General features: G+C 71.4%; 20 protein-coding genes and 1 pseudogene. 14 read left to right on the forward strand and 7 right to left on the reverse strand.

Annotated features, from left to right (window positions below):
* Nucleotides 1–64 precede the first annotated feature (64 nt).
* Nucleotides 65–1489 (reverse strand): tetratricopeptide repeat protein, encoded by a 1425-nt coding sequence (locus ACFYUS_RS10070; protein ID WP_388847981.1) that lies wholly within the window; start codon nucleotides 1487–1489, stop codon nucleotides 65–67.
* A gap of 98 nt (nucleotides 1490–1587) precedes the next feature.
* Between ACFYUS_RS10070 and ACFYUS_RS10075 the strand changes: the two genes are divergently transcribed.
* Nucleotides 1588–2970, forward strand: a complete 1383-nt coding sequence (locus ACFYUS_RS10075) for an FAD-binding oxidoreductase (RefSeq protein ID WP_388847984.1) — start codon at nucleotides 1588–1590, stop codon at nucleotides 2968–2970.
* Between the two features lie 23 nt (nucleotides 2971–2993).
* Here ACFYUS_RS10075 and ACFYUS_RS10080 read toward each other — a convergent pair whose 3' ends face one another.
* Complete coding sequence (locus ACFYUS_RS10080; RefSeq protein ID WP_388847987.1) at nucleotides 2994–3485, reverse strand: SsgA family sporulation/cell division regulator; 492 nt, start codon at nucleotides 3483–3485, stop codon at nucleotides 2994–2996.
* Between the two features lie 310 nt (nucleotides 3486–3795).
* Here ACFYUS_RS10080 and ACFYUS_RS10085 point away from each other — a divergent pair.
* From ACFYUS_RS10085 to ACFYUS_RS10095, 3 genes and pseudogenes are all read left to right on the forward strand, one after another.
* Nucleotides 3796–3915, forward strand: a pseudogene (locus tag ACFYUS_RS10085) (DUF2510 domain-containing protein); the annotation flags it as partial.
* A gap of 174 nt (nucleotides 3916–4089) precedes the next feature.
* Nucleotides 4090–5253 (forward strand): RDD family protein, encoded by a 1164-nt coding sequence (locus tag ACFYUS_RS10090; RefSeq protein WP_388849140.1) that lies wholly within the window; start codon nucleotides 4090–4092, stop codon nucleotides 5251–5253.
* A 76-nt stretch (nucleotides 5254–5329) separates the two neighbouring features.
* On the forward strand, nucleotides 5330–6085 hold the full coding sequence (locus ACFYUS_RS10095) for an RDD family protein (protein ID WP_388847990.1): 756 nt from the start codon (nucleotides 5330–5332) through the stop codon (nucleotides 6083–6085).
* A 26-nt stretch (nucleotides 6086–6111) separates the two neighbouring features.
* Here the strand turns inward: ACFYUS_RS10095 and ACFYUS_RS10100 are convergent, their stop codons facing one another.
* Complete coding sequence (locus tag ACFYUS_RS10100) at nucleotides 6112–6372, reverse strand: hypothetical protein (RefSeq protein WP_388847993.1); 261 nt, start codon at nucleotides 6370–6372, stop codon at nucleotides 6112–6114.
* A 325-nt stretch (nucleotides 6373–6697) separates the two neighbouring features.
* Here ACFYUS_RS10100 and ACFYUS_RS10105 point away from each other — a divergent pair, with 325 nt between their 5' ends.
* Both ACFYUS_RS10105 and ACFYUS_RS10110 read left to right on the forward strand, forming a co-directional pair.
* Nucleotides 6698–9109, forward strand: coding sequence for an immune inhibitor A domain-containing protein (locus ACFYUS_RS10105; protein WP_388847996.1), 2412 nt, complete (start codon nucleotides 6698–6700; stop codon nucleotides 9107–9109).
* 122 nt (nucleotides 9110–9231) lie between these two features.
* Nucleotides 9232–9543, forward strand: a complete 312-nt coding sequence (locus tag ACFYUS_RS10110; protein ID WP_388847999.1) for a hypothetical protein — start codon at nucleotides 9232–9234, stop codon at nucleotides 9541–9543.
* A gap of 3 nt (nucleotides 9544–9546) precedes the next feature.
* On the opposite strand, the gene ACFYUS_RS10115 is transcribed toward ACFYUS_RS10110, so the two are convergent.
* Together ACFYUS_RS10115 and ACFYUS_RS10120 are read right to left on the reverse strand one after the other, a co-directional pair.
* Nucleotides 9547–10146, reverse strand: a complete 600-nt coding sequence (locus tag ACFYUS_RS10115) for a nicotinamidase (protein ID WP_388848002.1) — start codon at nucleotides 10144–10146, stop codon at nucleotides 9547–9549.
* 87 nt (nucleotides 10147–10233) lie between these two features.
* Complete coding sequence (locus ACFYUS_RS10120; protein WP_388848005.1) at nucleotides 10234–11562, reverse strand: nicotinate phosphoribosyltransferase; 1329 nt, start codon at nucleotides 11560–11562, stop codon at nucleotides 10234–10236.
* A gap of 101 nt (nucleotides 11563–11663) precedes the next feature.
* Between ACFYUS_RS10120 and clpS the strand changes: the two genes are divergently transcribed.
* The 7 genes from clpS (at nucleotide 11664) to ACFYUS_RS10155 (ending at nucleotide 16389) form a co-directional block, all read left to right on the forward strand.
* Nucleotides 11664–11969 carry an ATP-dependent Clp protease adapter ClpS gene (gene clpS, locus ACFYUS_RS10125; protein ID WP_041129438.1) on the forward strand — a complete coding sequence of 102 codons (306 nt, stop codon included), beginning with the start codon at nucleotides 11664–11666 and terminating at the stop codon, nucleotides 11967–11969.
* A complete protein-coding gene (locus ACFYUS_RS10130; protein ID WP_388848008.1) occupies nucleotides 11969–12553 on the forward strand; it encodes a DUF2017 domain-containing protein in 585 nt (194 codons plus the stop codon). Before clpS ends, ACFYUS_RS10130 begins: the two co-directional genes overlap by 1 nt.
* Before the next feature lie 310 nt (nucleotides 12554–12863).
* Nucleotides 12864–14300, forward strand: coding sequence for an amino acid permease (locus ACFYUS_RS10135; protein ID WP_388848011.1), 1437 nt, complete (start codon nucleotides 12864–12866; stop codon nucleotides 14298–14300).
* A 76-nt stretch (nucleotides 14301–14376) separates the two neighbouring features.
* Nucleotides 14377–14805, forward strand: a complete 429-nt coding sequence (locus ACFYUS_RS10140; protein WP_388848014.1) for a Mov34/MPN/PAD-1 family protein — start codon at nucleotides 14377–14379, stop codon at nucleotides 14803–14805.
* A gap of 126 nt (nucleotides 14806–14931) precedes the next feature.
* On the forward strand, nucleotides 14932–15033 hold the full coding sequence (locus ACFYUS_RS10145) for a putative leader peptide (RefSeq protein ID WP_388848017.1): 102 nt from the start codon (nucleotides 14932–14934) through the stop codon (nucleotides 15031–15033).
* A gap of 121 nt (nucleotides 15034–15154) precedes the next feature.
* Complete coding sequence (locus ACFYUS_RS10150; protein WP_388848020.1) at nucleotides 15155–15433, forward strand: MoaD/ThiS family protein; 279 nt, start codon at nucleotides 15155–15157, stop codon at nucleotides 15431–15433.
* Nucleotides 15434–15438: 5 nt separating this feature from the next.
* Complete coding sequence (locus ACFYUS_RS10155; RefSeq protein ID WP_388848023.1) at nucleotides 15439–16389, forward strand: PLP-dependent cysteine synthase family protein; 951 nt, start codon at nucleotides 15439–15441, stop codon at nucleotides 16387–16389.
* 137 nt (nucleotides 16390–16526) lie between these two features.
* Here ACFYUS_RS10155 and ACFYUS_RS10160 read toward each other — a convergent pair whose 3' ends face one another.
* On the reverse strand, nucleotides 16527–17000 hold the full coding sequence (locus ACFYUS_RS10160; RefSeq protein ID WP_388848026.1) for a type II toxin-antitoxin system PemK/MazF family toxin: 474 nt from the start codon (nucleotides 16998–17000) through the stop codon (nucleotides 16527–16529).
* A gap of 204 nt (nucleotides 17001–17204) precedes the next feature.
* Between ACFYUS_RS10160 and ACFYUS_RS10165 the strand changes: the two genes are divergently transcribed.
* Complete coding sequence (locus ACFYUS_RS10165) at nucleotides 17205–17960, forward strand: MBL fold metallo-hydrolase (protein ID WP_388848029.1); 756 nt, start codon at nucleotides 17205–17207, stop codon at nucleotides 17958–17960.
* A gap of 85 nt (nucleotides 17961–18045) precedes the next feature.
* On the opposite strand, the gene ACFYUS_RS10170 is transcribed toward ACFYUS_RS10165, so the two are convergent.
* Nucleotides 18046–19311, reverse strand: a complete 1266-nt coding sequence (locus ACFYUS_RS10170) for a PTS transporter subunit EIIC (protein ID WP_376584545.1) — start codon at nucleotides 19309–19311, stop codon at nucleotides 18046–18048.
* Nucleotides 19312–19347 lie beyond the last annotated feature (36 nt).

Here is a 19347-nt window from a genome sequence, read left to right on the forward strand (position 1 = left end):
GGGCCCGGCCCCGAGACCCCTCACCCATGTCCGGCCCCGGCCCATACGGGGGGTGGGCCGGGGACTACGCCCGCGGTGACCTCGGCGCCCCGGACACCTCGGACGCCCTGGCCGCCTTCGGGGCCTCCGCCCGAAGCTCCGCCGGCGGCTCCTCCGACGGTTCCCCCAGCGCCGCCAGCGCCTCCGACGCCCTCCGCGCGTGCAGCGGCGAGAACTCGGGGTTGATCCGCAGCGCCTCCTCCAGGTGGCGGCGGGCCGGCCCCGGCTGGTCCAAGGCCCGCTCGATCTCGCCCCGGTGGTACATGAAGGGCGCGCTCCGGAGGCCCTCCTCCGTGGCGCGCTTCGCATACCCCAGGGCCTCCTTCGAGGCGCCCGAGCGGTGCAGGGCCCAGCCGAGGGCGTCGGCCACCTGCACGGAGCGGTGGCCCCGGGCCCACTCCGCGCGCATGCGGACGGCCGCCGCGGCAGGGTCGCCGTGGTCCGCGTCGAGCAGGCCCAGCGGAACCTCCGCGCCCGGCCGCCCACCCGTCCGCAGCCGCCCGTACAGGGCCTGCGCCTCCGCGTCCCGGCCCAGCGACTCGTACAGCTCGCCCGCCTCCAGGAAGTACTCCGGCAGCGGCAGTCGCGCCAGGGCGGCCCGCCAGGCGCTCACCGCCTCCTCCGCCCGGCCCAGACCCGCCAGCGCCCGCGCGCGGCCCGCGAGGGAGGGCCCGTGGTCCCGCACGAGCCGCAGCGCCGCCCCGTACCGCCCGAGGGCCTCCTCCGGCTCGCCCCGCTCCCACGCCAGGTCGCCGAGACGCGCGAGGGCCGCCGCCTTGTCCGTGTCGGTCTCCGCGAGGGCCGCCGCGTCGAGGGCGGCCGCGTCGGCGTCCTCCCGCCAGCCCCGGTCGCGGTACGTCTGCGCGGCCCTCGCCCGCACCACCGCGCCCGCGTGGAGCCCCTCCAGGCTCTCCATGGACTTCTGGGCCGCCTCGTAGTCCCCGAGGCCGTTGTACGCGTCCATCAGGACCGGATACACGGGCCACCGGCGCGGGTCGGCCTTCCGCACCCGCTCGCCCCACTCCTCGGCCGTCCTCCAGTCGCCCCGCGCCCCCGCGAGCGCCCCGAGGCCGAGCTCCGCCTCCAGGTTGCCGCGCTCGGCGGGCCGTTCGGCGAGCGAGCGGCGCAGCGCCCGCTCGGCCCGCGGATAGTCCCGTACGTCTCCGAGCCGACTGCCCCGCTCCGTGTACGCCGCCCCCAGCTCCGCCCAGGACGCCTCGTCGTCCGGATGCTCCCGCAGCCACGCCTCCCGGTCGGCGATCAGCGCGCCCAGATCCGGCAGCGCCGCCTCCGCGCCCGCCCGCGCCGCCCTCACCGCCCGCTCCGCCGGGCTCGGCGGCCGCGCCGGCCCCTGCCCCACCCACTCCGGGACGTACACCAGCGCCGCCGCCGCGAGCACCGCGCCCACCCCGGCCGCCAGGACGGTCCTCGACACGTTCTCGGTCTTCATGGCGCTCACTGTGCGCCCGCGTCCGTCCCTGCGAAGAGCGCGCGAAGCGCCCGCTCCGGCGGGTTCACACCGATGGCCCCGGGTGCCACGCTGGACGCATGGACGATCTTCAGCGGAACGACCTCGTGGCGCGGCTGCGCGCCGGGCTCCCCGACGACACGGTCCTCGCGGACCCGGACGTCACCGCCTCCTACGCGCGCGACATGGCGAGTTTCTGCGCGGCCGGCACACCCGCGGTCGTCGTGCTCCCGAGGACGGTCGAGCAGGTGCAGCACGTCATGCGCACCGCGACCGAACTCCGGGTCCCCGTCGTCCCGCAGGGCGCCCGCACGGGCCTGTCGGGCGGGGCCAACGCCTCCGACGGGTGCATCGTGCTCTCGCTGGTCAAGATGGACCGCATCCTGGAGATCAACCCGGTCGACCGGATCGCCGTGGTGGAGCCGGGGGTCGTCAACGCGGTGCTGTCCCGGGCCGTCGGCGAGCACGGGCTGTACTACCCGCCGGACCCCTCCAGTTGGGAGTCCTGCACCATCGGCGGGAACATCGGGACCGCCTCCGGCGGGCTGTGCTGCGTCAAGTACGGGGTCACCGCCGAGTACGTGCTCGGGCTGGACGTCGTCCTCGCCGACGGGCGGCTGCTGCGGACCGGCCGGCGGACGGCGAAGGGTGTCGCCGGGTACGACCTGACGCGGCTCTTCGTGGGCTCCGAGGGGAGTCTCGGCATCGTCGTCGGGGCCGTGCTGGCGCTGAAGCCGCAGCCGCCGGCGCAGCTCGTGCTCGCCGCCGAGTTCCCCTCCGCAGCCGCCGCCTGCGAGGCCGTCTGCGCGATCATGGAGCGCGGTCACACGCCTTCGCTGCTCGAACTCATGGACCGCACCACCGTCCAGGCGGTCAACAAGCTGGCGAAGATGGGGCTTCCGGACACCACCGAGGCGCTGCTCCTGTGCGCCTTCGACACCCCGGACCCGGTCGCCGACCTCGCCGCCGTCGGGGAGCTGTGCACGGCGGCGGGCGCCACCGAGGTCGTCCCGGCCGCGGACACCGTCGAGTCCGAACTCCTCCTCCAGGCGCGCCGGCTCTCCCTCACCGCCCTGGAGACGATCAAGTCCGCGACGATGATCGACGACGTGTGCGTGCCGCGGACGCGGCTCGCCGAGATGCTCGACGGCACGGCGGCGATCGCGGAGAAGTACCACCTGACCATCGGCGTCTGCGCGCACGCCGGCGACGGCAACACCCATCCCGTCGTCTGCTTCGACCACACCGACGAGGACGAGTCGCGGCGGGCGCGGGAGTCCTTCGACGAGATCATGGCGCTCGGGCTCGCCCTCGGCGGCACGATCACCGGCGAGCACGGCGTGGGCGTCCTCAAGAAGGAGTGGCTGGCGCGGGAGCTGGGACCGGTCGGTCTCGAACTCCAGCGCGGGATCAAGGCGACCTTCGATCCGCTGGGGCTGCTCAATCCCGGCAAGCTCTTCTGAATCCCCGCCCAGGGGCACGGGGGTCACAGCTCGCCGTCCTGGGACTCGTCCGACGGCCACGGGTCGCGCAGCCACAGGTCGTCGGCGAGCACGGTGGTCGCCAGCAGCTCCGCGAGGCCGTCGTCGATGCCGAGCCGCTCGGACTCGGTGCCCGGCGGCACCGCGCGCAGGGTCCGCTCCAGCCAGGCGGACACCTGCGCGGACGGCGCTTCGAGCAGCGCGTCGCCGTCGGGGGAGGAGAGCGCCATCAGGATGACGCTGCGGCCGTCGACCTTCGTGGGCCAGATGCGGACGTCCCCGTGGCCGCAGGCCCGGAAGACGCCCTCGACGAGCAGTTCGCGCGCGAACGTCCAGTTGACCGGGTGCTCCGTGCCGATGTGGAAGGTGATGTGGACGGCGTACGGGTCGTCGGTGCGGTACGCGAGCCGGGCGGGGACGGGGACGGAGCGCTCGGGGGAGAGCACCAGCTTCAGCTCCAGCTCGCGCTCGACGGTGGTGTTGTCGGTGTTCTGCATGGCCGTGCTCCTTCTCGCGGACGGGCCCCGGACGGGCCTTCACCTGGAGAGAGCGGGGCGGACGCGGTTCATTACGCGACTTCGGGAAGTTTTTTCGGGAAGTTTTTCCGGGCGGTCCTCCGGGCAGGATCCATCGGCCCGAACATCACGGGGAGTGACCGATTCCGGTGTGCGTCCCCCGAAGGCGGGCTTTCTCGCGGGCTCCTTCTCCCCTCGGGGACGTTCTTCGTTACTGTCCTCCTTGGGTGCGGCACGCCCGGGGGTGCGGCCGTGCGGATCAAAGGCGTTGTGACTGAACGGAGTCGGGGCAGTGGCTACTCCTCCTGGAGGCGGCGGAGAGGTACCGCAGGCGGGGTACTACCCGGACCCGTCCATTCCCGGATACATCCGGTACTGGAACGGGGGCGCCTGGGTGCCCGGCACCAGCCGCCCCGCCCCCTCGGAGGGCGAGGTCCCACCCCACCCGCCCGCCTCCGCCCTTCCGGCCGGCCCGATCCTGGCCTCCGGCCCGGCCCCGACACCGACACCGGTTCAGGCCCCGACACCCGTTCAGGCCCCGGCTCCGGCTTCGTTCCCGGCCTCGGCCCCGACGTCCCCGCAGTCCGTGGAGCCGACGCAGTCCGCCGCGCCCGTGCAGGCCCCCGCGCCCGTGCAGGCCCCCGCGCCCGTGCAGGCCGCGCCGCACGTTCCCGCCCAGGCGCAGGCCCCCGCGCCCGCCCCCGTACCCGCGGTGGAGGAGACCGGGCCCGTCTTCCTCGACGAGGAGCCGCTCCCGGCGGAGCCCGCCTCGGCCTGGCAGGCGGACTCCGCCCGGCAGACCGGCTTCGGCGGCGGCCTCGACCAGAAGGTCTCGTGGGGCGCGCCCCGGACCCCCGACCCGCGCACCCCGGCCGAGTGGCCGGTGGCGGGCGCGAGCGAGCCCGAGGAGGAGCGGGCCGCCCCGTCGCCCGTCGCGGACCCCCGGGCGCCCGGGGGAGCGGCCCGCCTCGGAGGCATGCCCGTCACCCCGATCCCGACCCCCGCCCCGGCGATCCCGACGCCCTCTCCGGCCCCGACCCCCTCCCCGGCGCCGCAGCCGCAGCCCCGACCGGCCCCCGCCGCAGCGGCGCCCGCGCCCGCCCCCGCGCCCGTCCAGACCCCCGCGCCCGCCCCCGCCCCCGTGCCGGCGACGCCGGCCACGCCCTCCTGGGCGCAGCAGCCCCAGGAGCAACAGCAACAACAGCCCGTCGTTCCCTGGAAGCCGCCCGTCGAGGACGTGTTCCAGGCGGCGGCCCGCGCGCAGGCCGCCGCGCGCCCCGCCGGACTCGGCAGGCGCCTGATCGCCCGGCTGATCGACAGCGTCGTCCTGGGGGCGCTGGTCGGCGCGGCCGCCGTGCCCTTCGTGACCGCCGCGATCGACCACATCGAGGGCAAGATCGAGGCGGCGAGGCAGTCCGGCACCACCGTCCAGGTGTGGCTGCTCGACTCGACGACCTCCGTCCAGTTCGGCATCGTGCTCGCCTCGCTGTTCGTCATCGGCATCCTGTACGAGGCGCTGCCCACCGCCAAGTGGGGCCGCACGCTGGGCAAGAAGCTGTGCGGGATCGAGGTGCGGGACATCGAGGCGCACCAGCCGCCGTCGTTCGGGAAGGCGCTCCGCCGCTGGCTCGTCTACAGCTTCCTGGGGCTCCTCGCCATCGGCGTCGTCAACGTCCTGTGGTGCCTCTTCGACCGCCCCTGGCGGCAGTGCTGGCACGACAAGGCGGCCCGCACCTTCGTGGCGCGCTGAGCCCGGCCCCCGCCCCCGTCCCCCGAACGGCCGGTGATTCCTTGCGGGGGCGTCCCGCCCGGGATGCACTGCCCCCATGAGCACCGACCAGCCGCCGCCCGACCAGCCGCCCGAGGACGACCCGTTCGGCAAGAGGCCCCCGGAGCCGCCGCCGGGAGGGCCGCCGCCGTCGGGGCCGCCGCCGGGAGGGCCGCCGCCGTCGGGACCACCGCCGTCGGGACCACCGCCCGGAGGGTCACCGCCGGGAGGGCCGCCCCCGGGGAACCCGTACGGCTCCCCGTACGACAACCTGCCCCCGCCCCCGCCTCCGTACGGCAGTGGCTACGGCGGTTACGGCGGGGCCGATCCGCTCTCCGGGATGCCGCCGCTCGCCGAGACCGGGCGGCGCGTCCTCGCCCGGCTCGTCGACTGGGCGATCGTCGCGGTGCCGCTCGCGTTCATCGGCATCCCGTTCCACATCTACAGCCGGGCGACCCAGGACGGCAACGGCTTCGGGGACACGGTCAACAGCCTCAACGGCGGCAGCCAGCTGGTCTTCCAGCTCATCACGATCGTCGCCTACATCGCGTACGACACGGTCCTGACGGCCAAGGACGGCCAGACGCTCGGCAAGAGGCTGATGAAGCTGCGGGTCGCGATGCTCAACGACGGCTCGACGCCCCCGATGAGCCAGTCGCTGCTGCGCGCCGTCGTGCTCTGGCTGCCCGCGCTGATCTGCTGCGCCTGCCTGTGGCCGCTGCTGCTCCTCGTCCTGATCATGGTCGACAAGCCGTACAAGCAGGGTCTGCACGACAAGGCGGCGAAGACGGTGGTCGTCACCGTCCCCCGGTGAGGAGTCCCGGCGTCACGGACGAAGCGTCACGAACCGATCCGGGTCTCGGTCCCCGCGCCCACGCGCTCGGCGGCCGGCACCCGGATCTCCTCGTGCGCGGGGGTCTTGACGGGCCGCCCGCGCACCGGCATCGTCACCGCAACCAGGACTCCGAGCAGCAGCCCCGCGGTACAGACCGTCGCGATGCCGAGGACGGTCGTCGTACCGGAGAGCAGGAGCAGGGCGACGGTCGCGAGTACGACGGTGGCCGAACCATAGGTGAGCTGTGTGGTGTTCGGACGCGGCATGACAGATCCGTCCCTCGGGTTCCCGACCGACTCTATGACGTCGATGCCCGGATGGCGGCAGCGGTAAGCGTGACCTAACCCACGGTGCCGGGGCACAAGGGGCGCACGGAGTCATGAAAGCCGCCAACCGCCCCGCATGTGCGCCCGCCAGGTGTCCGATAATCGGAACCGCGTACCCGCATAGTGCAGTTGGTATGTTCAAGTCAAGATCTGTCTTTTCTCGGCGCGCTCCGGTCAAATGTCGTCACTTGTGACGCGCGACCCCGCCGGACGGACACCCCACCTTCGGTCCGAGGGCGAGGGACGCCGGGGAGGACAACGTCAAGTGACCAACAGACGACGGGCCATCAGAGCGTCCGCAGTCGTCGTGGCGCTCGCGGCCACCGCCGCCACCGCCTCGACCTTCACCACCGCCTGGGCCGACAACGGCGGCAACGTGGCGCCGGCCGGCATCCAGACCGTCGACAAGACGACGGTCGACCACGACCTCGAGGGCCCGTACAGCGACAAGCAGGACGCGCAGCGCCAGGCTGCCCTGCAGCAGGTGCTGAGCGGCGACGCCAAGGTCGAGAACCGCGGAGGCTCTCAGGTCGTCAAGCTCGGCGCCAAGAAGTACGTCGAGCTCGGCCGCGAGAAGAACGACAAGATCTTCACGATCCTCGTCGAGTTCGGCGACCAGGTGGACAACACCACCCTCGTCGACCGCGAGGACGACGACACGACCGAGCTCAAGCCGAAGTACGGCGGCGAGCCCGGCCCGCTGCACAACCAGATAGCCCAGCCCGACCGTGCGAACGACAACTCCACGGCCTGGCAGGCCGACTACAACCAGCAGCACTTCCAGGACCTGTACTTCGGCACCGGCAAGGACGTCACCACCGGCCGGCCGAAGCAGTCCCTGAAGACCTACTACGAGCGCACCTCGTCCGGCCGTTACTCGGTCGACGGCGAGGTCTCCGACTGGGTCAAGGTCCCGTACAACGAGGCCCGCTACGGCTCGAACTACTGCGGCGAGACCAACTGCACCAACGTCTGGGACACCGTCCGCGACGGCCTCAACGCCTGGGTCGCCGACCAGAAGGCCAAGGGCAAGACCGACGCCCAGATCAAGGCCGACCTGGCCCAGTACGACCAGTGGGACCGGTACGACTACGACGGCGACGGCAACTTCAACGAGCCCGACGGCTACATCGACCACTTCCAGATCGTCCACGCGGGCGAGGACGAGTCGGCCGGTGGCGGCGTCCAGGGCAAGAACGCCCTGTGGGCCCACCGCTGGTACGCCTACGGCACCGACGCCGGCAAGACCGGCCCGGCGAACAACAAGTCCGGCGGCACCCCGATCGGTGACACCGGCATGTGGGTCGGCGACTACACGATGCAGCCCGAGAACGGCGGCCTCGGCGTCTTCGCCCACGAGTACGGCCACGACCTCGGTCTGCCGGACCACTACGACACCTCGGGCGGCGAGAACTCCACCGGGTTCTGGACCCTCATGTCCTCCGGTTCCTGGCTCGGCCAGGGCAAGGACGCCATCGGCGACCTGCCCGGCGACATGAACGCCTGGGACAAGCTCCAGCTCGGCTGGCTGAACTACGCCAAGGTCAGCGACTGGCAGCGTGCCACCAAGACCACCCACAAGCTGGGCGTCTCGGAGTACAACACCAAGAACCCGCAGGCGCTCGTCGTCGAGCTGCCGAAGAAGTCCGTGACCACCGACGTCGTGGCCCCCGCCGAGGGTGCCACGCAGTGGTGGAGCAACATGGGCGACGACCTGAAGAACACCCTCACTCGCTCCGTCGACCTGACGGGCAAGTCCTCGGCCTCCCTGGACCTCCAGGGCTGGTGGGACATCGAGAAGGGCTACGACTTCCTCTACGCCGAGGTCTCGACCGACGGCGGCGCCAACTGGACCGCCCTCGACGGCACCGCCGACGGTGTGGCGCTCCCGCGTGACGCCTCCGGCGCCCCGGCGCTGACGGCCGCCTCCGGCACGCACCAGAAGCTCTCCTACGACCTGGGCGCCTACGCGGGCAAGAAGTTCGACCTCCGCTTCCGCTACCAGACGGACGGCGGTGCCGGCGGCAAGGGCTTCACGGCCGACGCCATCACGCTGACCGCCGACGGTGCCCCGGTCTTCACGGACGGCGCCGAGAACGGCGACAACGGCTGGGTCGCGAAGGGCTTCTCGCGGATCGCGAAGGGCTTCTCGAAGGAGTACGAGCAGTACTACATCGCGGAGAACCGCCAGTACGTCTCGTACGACCAGACCCTCAAGGTCGGCCCGTACAACTTCGGTTTCACGGGTGACAAGGCCGGCTGGGTCGAGCACTACCCGTACCAGAACGGTCTGCTCATCTGGAAGTGGGACCTGTCCCAGAAGGACAACAACACCTCCAAGCACCCGGGTGTCGGCCGGATCCTCCCGATCGACGCGCACCCGAGCCCGCTGAAGTGGTCGGACGGCACCCTGATGCGCAACCGCGTCCAGGCGTACGACTCCCCGTTCAGCATCTCCCGCACGGACGGCTTCCAGCTGCACAAGCTCGGCGTCGCCACCTGGGTCCCGTCCCAGGCCGGCAACCCGACCTTCGACGACCGCAAGGGCGTCTACTGGTTCGCCGAGACCCCGCGCGCCGGTGTCCAGGTAACTGACACCAACACCAAGATCGAGGTCGTCAAGGAGCCGAAGGACGGCCAGACGATCACGGTTCAGGTCGGTCCCTCGACCAAGTAATCCGTAAAGCCGCAGGTCAAAACATGATCGGCCGTCGCCCTCTAGCGGGCGGCGGCCGATCGTGTTTAGGTGCGTTCTGACCAGTTCTTATTGACATCCGATCCACGGGGGAGTGGTTCCGCATGCCCAGCGGAGGGTTCTGCAAGTTGCCGGGAGGCAGTGTGGTCGTCGCCATAGGGCTCCCCAGCCCGGCCGGCGACGGCGCCACCGTGCGCTTCCTGGTCCACGCCGCCAACCGCGCCCGCGCCCTGACCCGGCTGCGGAACCTGGGGCTGCGGGCGGTCTACCTCCGGGGCAACAGCGAACCGCCCACCCCGGACGAGATCACCGCCGTCCTGCACCACCCGGACGGCCTGCTGTGGAGATCCACCCCCGGCGCCGCCCAGGAGCTCTGGCACCCGGCCCGCTCCCTCCCGAAGGAGCCGGCCGCCTAGGCGCTACGCCACGACCGGCCTGCCCGTGAGCTCCACGCCCGCCGCCCGGAGGTCCTCCAGGGCCCGGTCCGTGGTCGCCTCGGCGACCCCGGCCGTCAGGTCGAGCAGGACACGGGTCCGGAAGCCCTCCCGGGCCGCGTCCAGGGCCGTGGCCCGGACGCAGTGGTCGGTGGCGATGCCGACCACGTCGACCTCGTCGACCTCCCGCGAGCGCAGCCACTCCGCGAGCGTCCGGCCGTTCTCGTCGCGCCCCTCGAAGCCGCTGTACGCCGCGGAGTACGCGCCCTTGTCGAAGACGGCGTCGATCGCCCCGCTGGCGACGGCGGGCGCGAAGTTCGGGTGGAAGCCGACGCCCTCCGTCCCGGCCACGCAGTGCGCCGGCCAGGAGGACACGTAGTCCGGCTCCTCGCCGGCCGGGGCGAAGTGCGCGCCCGGGTCGACGTGGTGGTCGCGGGTGGCGACGACGTGCCGGTAGGACGTGCCCGCCGTCTGGCCGACCAGGTCGGTGATGGCGGCGGCGACGTCCGCGCCGCCGGTCACCGCGAGGCTGCCGCCCTCGCAGAAGTCGTTCTGAACGTCCACAACGATCAATGCGCGGCGCATGGCGGGTGTCCTTAAGGCGTCGGGGAGGGGTGGGTTCGAGCCTAGAGACTTCCCCCTCCCGCCGGGAGGGGGAAGCGTCGGGCAGTGCTACGCGTACTCCGTCGGCAGCACCGGCTCGCCGCGCGACAGCTGGATCGCCGACATCGGCAGCCCCGCGCGGGCCGCGATGTGCCGCGACCTGGCGGCCTCCAGCGGCTCCCGGGCCACCACGTCGCCGCCCTTGACCAGCTCGACGAGCAGCTGGTGACCGGCGAGCTCCTGCGGGACGGGACCGGTGCCCACGACCTCCGCCTCGGCGACCCCGGCCGCGTCGGGCCGGCGGGCCGCCCACTTGCGGCCGCCGACCGAGGCCTTGCCGCCCAGCGACTTCTTCGCCACCGGCACCAGCGGCGCCTTCGGATCGGCCGAGGCGGCGCGGGCGACCAGCTTGTAGACCATGGAGCAGGTCGGGTGGCCGCTGCCGGTGACCAGCTGCGTTCCCACCCCGTACGCGTCGACCGGGGCCGCCGCGAGCGAGGCGATGGCGTACTCGTCGAGGTCCGAGGTGACCACGATCTTCGTGTCCCGGGCGCCCAGCTCGTCGAGCTGCGCCCGCACCCGGTGCGCGACGAGCAGCAGGTCGCCCGAGTCGATCCGTACGGCCCCGAGCTCGGGCCCGGCGACCTCGACGGCGGTGCGGACGGCCTCGGCCACGTCGTAGGTGTCGACGAGCAGGGTCGTGCCGCGCCCCAGGGTCTCCACCTGGGCCCGGAAGGCGTCCTTCTCGCTGTCGTGGAGCAGGGTGAAGGCGTGGGCGGAGGTGCCGACGGTCGGGATGCCGTAGCGGAAGCCGGCCGCGAGGTCCGAGGTGGCCTCGAAGCCGCCGACGTAGGCGGCGCGGGAGGCGGCGACGGCCGCCAGCTCGTGGGTGCGGCGGGCGCCCATCTCGATCAGGCGCCGCCCGCCGGCCGCGGCCGACATGCGGGAGGCGGCGGCCGCGATGGCCGAGTCGTGGTTGAGGATCGAGAGGATCACGGTCTCCAGGAGCACGCACTCCGCGAAGGAGCCCTCGACGCGCAGCACGGGGGAGCCGGGGAAGTACACCTCGCCCTCGGGGTAGCCCCAGATGTCGCCGGAGAAGCGGTAGCGGGCCAGCCACTCCAGGGTCGGCTCGTCGACGATGCCGCGCTCCCGGAGGAAGCCGAGGACGGCGGGGTCGAAGCGGAAGTTCTCGACGGCGTCCAGGACCCGGCCGACGCCCGCGAGGACGCCGTAGCGCCGCCCCTCGGGCAGTCGCCGGGTGAAGACCTCGAAGACGGAGCGCCGGTCGGCGGTGCCGGCCCTCAGGGCCGCCTGGAGCATGGTCAGCTCGTACTGATCGGTGAAGAGCGCGGTCGACGGCACGTCCACCGGCAGCCCAAGGTCCGCAGCGTTCATGTCGGCGATGCTAGCGCAGAAATCGTCAGAGTGACGAATAGTGCGGCGGAGTGGGTGCCCCGTTTGTGCGAGGGAGGGTCCGGGGTGACAACATGGGGTGAGTGAGCGTCGCGCCTATTGAGATCGAACGTACGGAATCGGCCGAGGAGGTCTCCGCGGTCGTCGAACCCGACGTGCCCTGGGTGACCCTCGTGCACAACGATCCGGTCAACCTGATGAGCTATGTCGAGTACGTCTTCCAGTCGTACTTCGGATACTCCAAGGACAAGGCGCACAAGCTGATGCTCGACGTGCACAACAAGGGCCGCGCGGTGGTCTCCAGCGGCACCCGCGAGGAGATGGAACGGGACGTGCAGGCGATGCACGGCTACGGCCTGTGGGCGACCCTCTCCCAGGACCGCTTCTGATGGCCGGGCAGTTCGAGCCGCTCCCCGGCGGCGGCGCGGCCGTCGCGCTCGACGACGTCGAGATCTCCATCCTCCGCTCCCTCGCCGTCCAGCTCATGGAGCTGATCGGCCCCGGCGACGAGCCCGCCCCGGACGCGGACCCGCTGGCCGCGCTCTTCGCCGAGGGGCCGAGCGAGCCGCCGTCCGACCCCGCCCTGCGACGCCTGTTCCCCGACGCGTACGGGGACGACAGCGAGGAACTGCGGGCGGCCGCCTCCGACTTCCGCCGCTACACCGAGAACGACCTGCGGGCCCGCAAGCGCGAGGACGCCCTCGCGGTCGTGCGTGCCCTGGACGCGCTCTCCGCCGAGGCGGCGGGTGAGGGCGGCGCGGTCCTGAAGCTCACCCCGGACGAGTCCCGGGCCTGGCTCGGCGCGCTCAACGACCTCCGGCTGACCATCGGGACCCGTCTGGAGATCACGGACGACGAGCAGGGCGAGCAGCTGTACCGGCTGCCGGACTCCGACCCGCGCAAGCCGATGGTGATGGCGTACCTCTGGCTGGGGGCGCTCCAGGAGACCCTCGTCGCGACGCTCATGGCCTGATCGGCGGCCTGTTCGCTCAGCGGACGCTCAAATCCGGATAACGAATGCGTTATCAGAGTGTCCGCCCGGTCGTCTTGTGTACCTTTTTTCCGCATTTATTTGTGGTGCGCGTCACACGCAACTCCGTCGATCACCCCCCACCCCGTGATAAATCTTCACGACCACTCGGGCAACGCCACCCCTGTTCCCGAGGGCGCTTGGGCCGGCTGACCGCCGGTAGCACTCCATCCACATCCGGGGGGATCAGGAACTGATCCGCAGCAGACGCACTCGCAGTCGCGCGGATCGGCATGGAGAAAGGCGCACCACCATGACCTCAGTGCAGGTCGATCAGCAGCACGACGGCAATGAGGCCGCGGACTCCGCCCCGGGCGAGGGTTACCACCGGGCACTCGGCGCCCGGCAGATCCAGATGATCGCGATCGGCGGTGCCATCGGCACCGGACTCTTCCTCGGCGCGGGCAAGGGCATCTCCATCGCGGGACCCAGTCTGATCCTCGCGTACGCCATCGCGGGCCTCGTCATCTTCTTCATCATGCGGGCGCTCGGCGAGCTCCTCATGTACCGCCCGGTGTCGGGCTCCTTCTCGGAGTACGCCCGCGAGTTCATCGGCCCCTTCGCGGGCTTCGCGACCGGATGGACGTACTGGCTCTTCTGGGTCGTCACCGGCATCACCGAGGTCACCGCCGCGGCGACCTACATGACGTACTGGTGGGACATCCCGCAGTGGCTCTCCGCCCTCGTCTTCACCGTGATCCTCTACGCCGCCAACCTGATCTCCGTGAAGCTCTTCGGTGAGCTGGAGTTCTGGTTCTCCATGGTCAAGGTCACCGCGATCGTCGGCATGATCCTGATCTGCGCCGGCATCCTCACCCTCGGCTTCTCCGACGCCGGCGACACCGCCTCCGTCACCCACCTGTGGGACCTCGGCGGCTTCTTCGCCGGCGAGGACGGCATCTTCTCGACCCTGATGACCCTCCAGATGGTCATGTTCGCCTTCCTCGCGGTCGAGCTCGTCGGCGTGACGGCGGGCGAGTCGAAGGACCCGAAGACGGTCCTGCCGAAGGCCATCAACACCGTGCCGTGGCGCATCGCCGTCTTCTACGTCGGCGCGCTGATCATGATCCTGTCGGTCGTCCCGTGGACCGCCTTCCACCCGGGCGTCTCCCCGTTCGTCGAGGCCTTCGAGCGGATGGGCCTCGGCATCGGCGCCGCCATCGTCAACTTCGTCGTCCTCACGGCCGCCCTGTCCTCCTGCAACTCGGGCATGTACTCCACCGGCCGCATGCTGCGCGACCTCGCGCTCAACGGCCAGGGCCCGAAGGTCTTCACCAGGCTGACGAAGTCCGGCACCCCGCTGGTCGGCACCACGGTCTCCGCCGCCCTCATGATGGTCGGCGTCTGGATCAACTACCAGTGGCCCGGCGACGCGTTCAACTACGTCGTCTCCTTCGCCACCATCTCCGGCATGTGGGCCTGGATCGTCATCCTCATCTGCCAGATCCGCTACCGCCGCAAGGCCGACCGCGGCGAGCTGCCCCAGTCCTCCTTCAAGGCCCCCGGCGGCATCTGGTTCAGCGTCTTCTCGCTCGCCTTCATCGGCATGGTCATCGTGACCATGGGCATGGACAAGGACAACCGCGTCGCACTGTACGGCGCGCCGGTCTGGGGCCTGGTCCTCGCCGTCTCCTACCTGGTCCTCAAGGCCCGCAACCCGGAGGGCGCGGCCTTCGCCAAGCGCTCCTGACCTGCAAGGTCTCACCATGCGGGCCGTTCCGTACCGAACCTCGGTACGGAACGGCCCGTCTGCTTATCCTGTCGGCATGCTGACCATCACCCGGGCCCTGTACGACCAGATCGTGGCGCACTCCCGCGCGGACCACCCCGACGAGGCCTGCGGCGTGGTCGCCGGCCCGGTCGGCAGCGGCCGCCCCGAGCGGTTCATCCCCATGCTCAACGCCGCCCGCTCGCCCACCTTCTACGAGTTCGACTCCGCGGACCTGCTCAAGCTCTACCGCGACATGGACGACCGGGACGAAGAGCCCGTCATCGTCTACCACTCGCACACCGCGACCGAGGCCCACCCCTCCCGCACGGACATCTCGTACGCCAACGAGCCCCAGGCCCACTACGTCCTCGTCTCCACCGCCGACACCGACGGCGCCGGCCCCTTCCAGTTCCGCTCCTTCACGATCGTCGAGGGCGTCGTGACGGAGGAGGAGGTCAAGGTCGTCGAGGCGTACGAGGACTGACCGCCGGACCGCCGCATCGGGACCGACCTGCCGTCGAGCGACCACCGTTCCGGCAGGCGGTCACCGATCATCCATCATGTGAGATCACATTCCGGAACCCGGACCGGGAATCGATACGATGAGCCCATGGTTTCCCACGACGTGAGCGAAGAGACTCCGAGCAGCACCCTGCTCGTGGCACGCCTGCACGTCGACCTGTGCCGCCTCGCCAGCGCGATCTGTACCTGACACCGGCCGCACCTCAGCGCCGCGCTCCGAGCGACCGGCCGAGCGCCCTCACCGTACGACCCCCTCCGCGCGGGGCCACAGAAGCGCGCCCATCACGCCACTTCCGACAGGAGCCCACGCCATGGCCATCGAGGTCCGCATCCCGACCATCCTCCGCACCTACACCGACGGCGAGAAGGCCGTCGAGGGCAACGGCGAGACCCTCGCCAAGCTCTTCACCGACCTGGAGACGCGCCACCCCGGGATCGAGGCCCGCATCGTCGACGGCGGCAAGCTCCGCCGCTTCGTCAACGTCTACCTCAACGACGAGGACGTCCGCTTCCTCGACGGCATCGACACCCAGCTCACCGACGGCGACAGCGTCACGATCCTGCCGGCCGTCGCCGGCGGCATGGTCTGATCCACATGCGCTACGACTCCTCGCTGGCCGCGGTCGGCAACACGCCGCTGGTCCGCCTCCCCCGGCTCTCGCCCTCGGACGACGTCCGCATCTGGGCGAAGCTGGAGGACCGCAACCCGACCGGCTCGGTCAAGGACCGCCCCGCGCTCCACATGGTCGAGCAGGCGGAGAAGGACGGCCGCCTCACCCCCGGCTGCACCATCCTGGAGCCGACCAGCGGCAACACCGGCATCTCCCTCGCCATGGCCGCCAAGCTCAAGGGCTACCGCATCGTCTGCGTCATGCCCGAGAACACCAGCGAGGAGCGGCGCCAGCTGCTCGCCATGTGGGGCGCCGAGATCATCTCGTCCCCCGCGGCGGGCGGATCGAACACGGCGGTACGCGTCGCCAAGGAGCTCGCCGCCGAGAACCCCTCCTGGGTGATGCTCTACCAGTACGGCAACCCCGACAACGCCGGCGCGCACTACGCCACCACCGGCCCGGAGATCCTCGCCGACCTCCCCTCCATCACCCACTTCGTGGCCGGTCTCGGCACCACCGGGACCCTGATGGGCGTCGGCCGCTACCTGCGCGAGCACAAGCCCGACGTCAAGATCGTCGCCGCCGAGCCGCGCTACGACGACCTCGTCTACGGCCTGCGCAACCTCGACGAGGGCTTCGTGCCCGAGCTGTACGACGCCTCCGTCCTCACCACCCGCTTCTCCGTCGGCTCCGCCGACGCCGTCACCCGCACCCGCGAACTCCTCCAGCAGGAGGGCATCTTCGCCGGCGTCTCCACCGGCGCCGCCCTCCACGCGGCCATCGGCGTCGGCAACAAGGCCCTCAAGGCCGGCGAATCCGCCGACATCGCCTTCGTCGTCGCCGACGGCGGCTGGAAGTACCTCTCGACCGGCCTCTACACGGCCAGGACGACGGAGGAAGCGATCGAAGCGGTCCAGGGCCAGCTCTGGGCCTAGCCGTGGGCATGCGTTCCTCCCCCGGACTTCGTCCGGGAGGCGCCCCCCGGGCGGAACGGGTGGGCACAGCGGACGGCGCCCCAAGCCGGGCCTAGGCTTCCGCGCCGGAGCCCGCACCCGGCGGCCCCGCACCCGCGCTAACGCGCAAGATGGCGGACCTGGTCCCAGACGACCGGGTCCGCCATCCCCACTCTCCGGCGGAACTCCCACACCGGCACGTCCCGCAGCTCGTCCGTCTCCAGAAAGCTCGGCCGCCCCTGCGCGTCCCCCACGGACCCGGGCGGCAGCGCGATCACCCCCGGCCGCTCGTCGTGGTACTTGCTGGTGATCTTGACGACGACCGCACTGTCCCCCCGTACCACGAGCACCAGACAGGGCCGGTCCTTCGACCCGGGACCGTCCTCGAAGGGCACGTCCGCCCACCAGATCTCACCCGCCCGGGGAAGCCGCTCCGGCACCCGCCCCCGCGGCGCGGGCCCCCGCGTCGGACGGGCCGGCGGCCGGGTCCGCCCCGCGGGCCTCCGCCTCGACCGCTTCCGTCCGTCGGCGAGCGCCACCGCCAGCGCGATCACCACGACCGCGACCAGCGCGGGCCACCACGACGTGTCCATACCTCAAGAAGGTACCGGCGCGCGCCCCACCCCGCCGCCGAGCTCCGCCATCCATCCGAACCGGTGACAGAGCCCGTGAGTTCGCCCACAACGGGCCGTCACGGAGGAGCGACAGGCCCGGGTGCGCCGTACGCTCGACAGACCGCACAGCCTCCCCCCTCCCTCAGCGCGCTTTCCGCACCCGTCCACGGAGGTTCACGCTCCATGAAGCTCACCGTCGTCGGCTGCTCCGGGTCGTTCCCGTCCGCGGACTCGGCCTGTTCGAGCTACCTCGTCGAGGCCGACGGCTTCCGGCTGCTCCTCGACATGGGCAATGGCGCCCTGGGCGAGCTGCAGCGCCACATCGGTCTGTACGACCTCGACGCGATCTTCCTCAGCCATCTCCACGCCGACCACTGCATCGACATGTGCGGCTACTTCGTCGCCCGCTACTACCGGCACGAGGGCGGACGCTGCGACGCGATCCCCGTGTACGCCCCCGAGGGCGCCGAGCAGCGCCTGACCACGGCCTACGCGGACACCCCCTCGCCGTCCTCGATGGGCGAGGTCTTCGACTTCCACACGCTGAAGTCGGGCGGCAGCTTCGAGATCGGCCCGTTCTCCGTCCGTACGGAGAAGGTGTGCCACCCGGTCGAGGCGTACGGCATCCGGGTCGAGCACGGCGGCCGTTCGCTCACGTACTCCGGGGACACCGGGGTCTGCGACGCGCTGAACGACCTGGCCGCCGGCGCCGACCTCTTCCTCTGCGAGGCCTCCTTCACCCACGGCAAGGAGGACGTCCCGGACCTCCACCTCAACGGCCGCGAGGCCGGCGCGCAGGCGGCCCGGGCGGGGGTGGGACGCCTCGTGCTCACCCACATCCCGCCGTGGACCGACGGCGAGCGCAACCTCGCGGACGCGCGCGCGCTCTACACGGGCCCGTCGGAGCTGGCGCGGGCGGGAGCGGTGTACGAGGTCTGAGCGGGCCCACGGACATGGGGAAGGCCCCGGAACCCTCCAGGTTCCGGGGCCTTCCGCCGTGCCGACCGGCTCGTACCGGTGAGGCTCACGCCTTGGTGAGGTCCTCGATCTCCTCCTCGGGCTCGCGGCCCGGGGTGGGGAGGTTGAACTTGGTGATCGCGAAGCGGAAGACCACGTAGTAGATCGCCGCGAAGACGAGGCCGATCGGGATGATCAGCCACGGCTTGGTCGCGAGGTTCCAGTTGAGCAGGTAGTCGATGCCGCCGGCGGAGAAGGTGAAGCCCGCATGGACGCCGAAGGCCCAGGTGACGGCCATCGAGACGGCGGTCAGGACCGCGTGGATCGCGTACAGGACCGGCGCGATGAACATGAACGTGAACTCGATCGGCTCGGTGATACCGGTGACGAAGGAGGTCAGCGCGAGGGAGACCATCATGCCCATGACGGCCTTGCGGCGCTCGGGGCGGGCGGCGTGGGCGATGGCGATCGCGGCGGCCGGGAGGCCGAACATCATGATCGGGAAGAAGCCCGACATGAAGATTCCGGCGCTCGGGTCACCGGCGAAGAAGCGGTTGAGGTCACCGTGGACGACCTCGCCGGCGGCGTTGGTGAAGTCACCGATCTGGAACCAGGAGACGGTGTTCACGAACTGGTGCATGCCGACCGGGATCAGCGCGCGGTTGATGAGGCCGAAGAGGCCGGCGCCACCGGCACCGAGGCCGGTCATCCACTCGCCGAAGCTGGAGATGCCCTCACCGATCGGCTCCCAGACCAGGCCGAAGACGACGCCGACGGCGGTGCCGACGAAGGCCATGATGATCGGGACGAGACGGCGGCCGTTGAAGAAGCCGAGCCAGTCGACCAGCTTGGTGCGGTGGAACCGCTGCCACAGGACGGCCGAGAGCAGACCCATCAGGATGCCGCCGAGGACACCCGGGTTGTTGTACGTCGCGGCGACGTCGACACCCTTGTTGGCGGTCGTGTTGACGACGGCCTCGGTGATCGGGAAGGCCTTCAGCACGTTGCTGTAGACCAGGAAGCCGACGAGCGCGGCCAGGGCGGTGGAGCCGTCCGCCTTCTTGGCGAAGCCGATGGCGACGCCGATGCAGAAGAGCAGGGGCAGGTTGTCGAAGACCGCGCCGCCGGCGGTGGCGAAGACCGACGCGACCTTGTCCCAACCGAGACCGTCCTTGCCGAACACATCGGCCTGGCCGAGACGGAGCAAGATACCCGCGGCCGGCAGCACGGCGATCGGCAGCTGCAGGCTGCGACCGACCTTCTGCAGGCCCTGGAACAGGCCGGATCCGCGCTTCTTCGCGGGAGCGGCGGCCTGGGCGGTGGCCGTACTCATCAACTTCCTCCAGTAAGGCAAGGCGCCGCCAGGGCA

Origin of the sequence: Streptomyces sp. NPDC004284 (assembly GCF_042874035.1) — a bacterium.
Lineage (GTDB): Bacteria > Actinomycetota > Actinomycetes > Streptomycetales > Streptomycetaceae > Streptomyces.

Bases quoted from the DNA above. Each gene is read 5' to 3' on its own strand.
- ACFYUS_RS10070 (WP_388847981.1), bottom strand. From the start codon at position 1,489: ATGAAGACCGAGAACGTGTCGAGGACCGTCCTGGCGGCCGGGGTGGGC.
- ACFYUS_RS10075 (WP_388847984.1), top strand. From the start codon at position 1,588: ATGGACGATCTTCAGCGGAACGACCTCGTGGCGCGGCTGCGCGCCGGG.
- ACFYUS_RS10080 (WP_388847987.1), bottom strand. From the start codon at position 3,485: ATGCAGAACACCGACAACACCACCGTCGAGCGCGAGCTGGAGCTGAAG.
- ACFYUS_RS10095 (WP_388847990.1), top strand. From the start codon at position 5,330: ATGAGCACCGACCAGCCGCCGCCCGACCAGCCGCCCGAGGACGACCCG.
- ACFYUS_RS10100 (WP_388847993.1), bottom strand. From the start codon at position 6,372: ATGCCGCGTCCGAACACCACACAGCTCACCTATGGTTCGGCCACCGTC.
- ACFYUS_RS10110 (WP_388847999.1), top strand. From the start codon at position 9,232: ATGCCCAGCGGAGGGTTCTGCAAGTTGCCGGGAGGCAGTGTGGTCGTC.
- ACFYUS_RS10115 (WP_388848002.1), bottom strand. From the start codon at position 10,146: ATGCGCCGCGCATTGATCGTTGTGGACGTTCAGAACGACTTCTGCGAG.
- ACFYUS_RS10120 (WP_388848005.1), bottom strand. From the start codon at position 11,562: ATGAACGCTGCGGACCTTGGGCTGCCGGTGGACGTGCCGTCGACCGCG.
- ACFYUS_RS10130 (WP_388848008.1), top strand. From the start codon at position 11,969: ATGGCCGGGCAGTTCGAGCCGCTCCCCGGCGGCGGCGCGGCCGTCGCG.
- ACFYUS_RS10135 (WP_388848011.1), top strand. From the start codon at position 12,864: ATGACCTCAGTGCAGGTCGATCAGCAGCACGACGGCAATGAGGCCGCG.
- ACFYUS_RS10140 (WP_388848014.1), top strand. From the start codon at position 14,377: ATGCTGACCATCACCCGGGCCCTGTACGACCAGATCGTGGCGCACTCC.
- ACFYUS_RS10145 (WP_388848017.1), top strand. From the start codon at position 14,932: ATGGTTTCCCACGACGTGAGCGAAGAGACTCCGAGCAGCACCCTGCTC.
- ACFYUS_RS10150 (WP_388848020.1), top strand. From the start codon at position 15,155: ATGGCCATCGAGGTCCGCATCCCGACCATCCTCCGCACCTACACCGAC.
- ACFYUS_RS10155 (WP_388848023.1), top strand. From the start codon at position 15,439: ATGCGCTACGACTCCTCGCTGGCCGCGGTCGGCAACACGCCGCTGGTC.
- ACFYUS_RS10160 (WP_388848026.1), bottom strand. From the start codon at position 17,000: ATGGACACGTCGTGGTGGCCCGCGCTGGTCGCGGTCGTGGTGATCGCG.
- ACFYUS_RS10165 (WP_388848029.1), top strand. From the start codon at position 17,205: ATGAAGCTCACCGTCGTCGGCTGCTCCGGGTCGTTCCCGTCCGCGGAC.
- ACFYUS_RS10170 (WP_376584545.1), bottom strand. From the start codon at position 19,311: ATGAGTACGGCCACCGCCCAGGCCGCCGCTCCCGCGAAGAAGCGCGGA.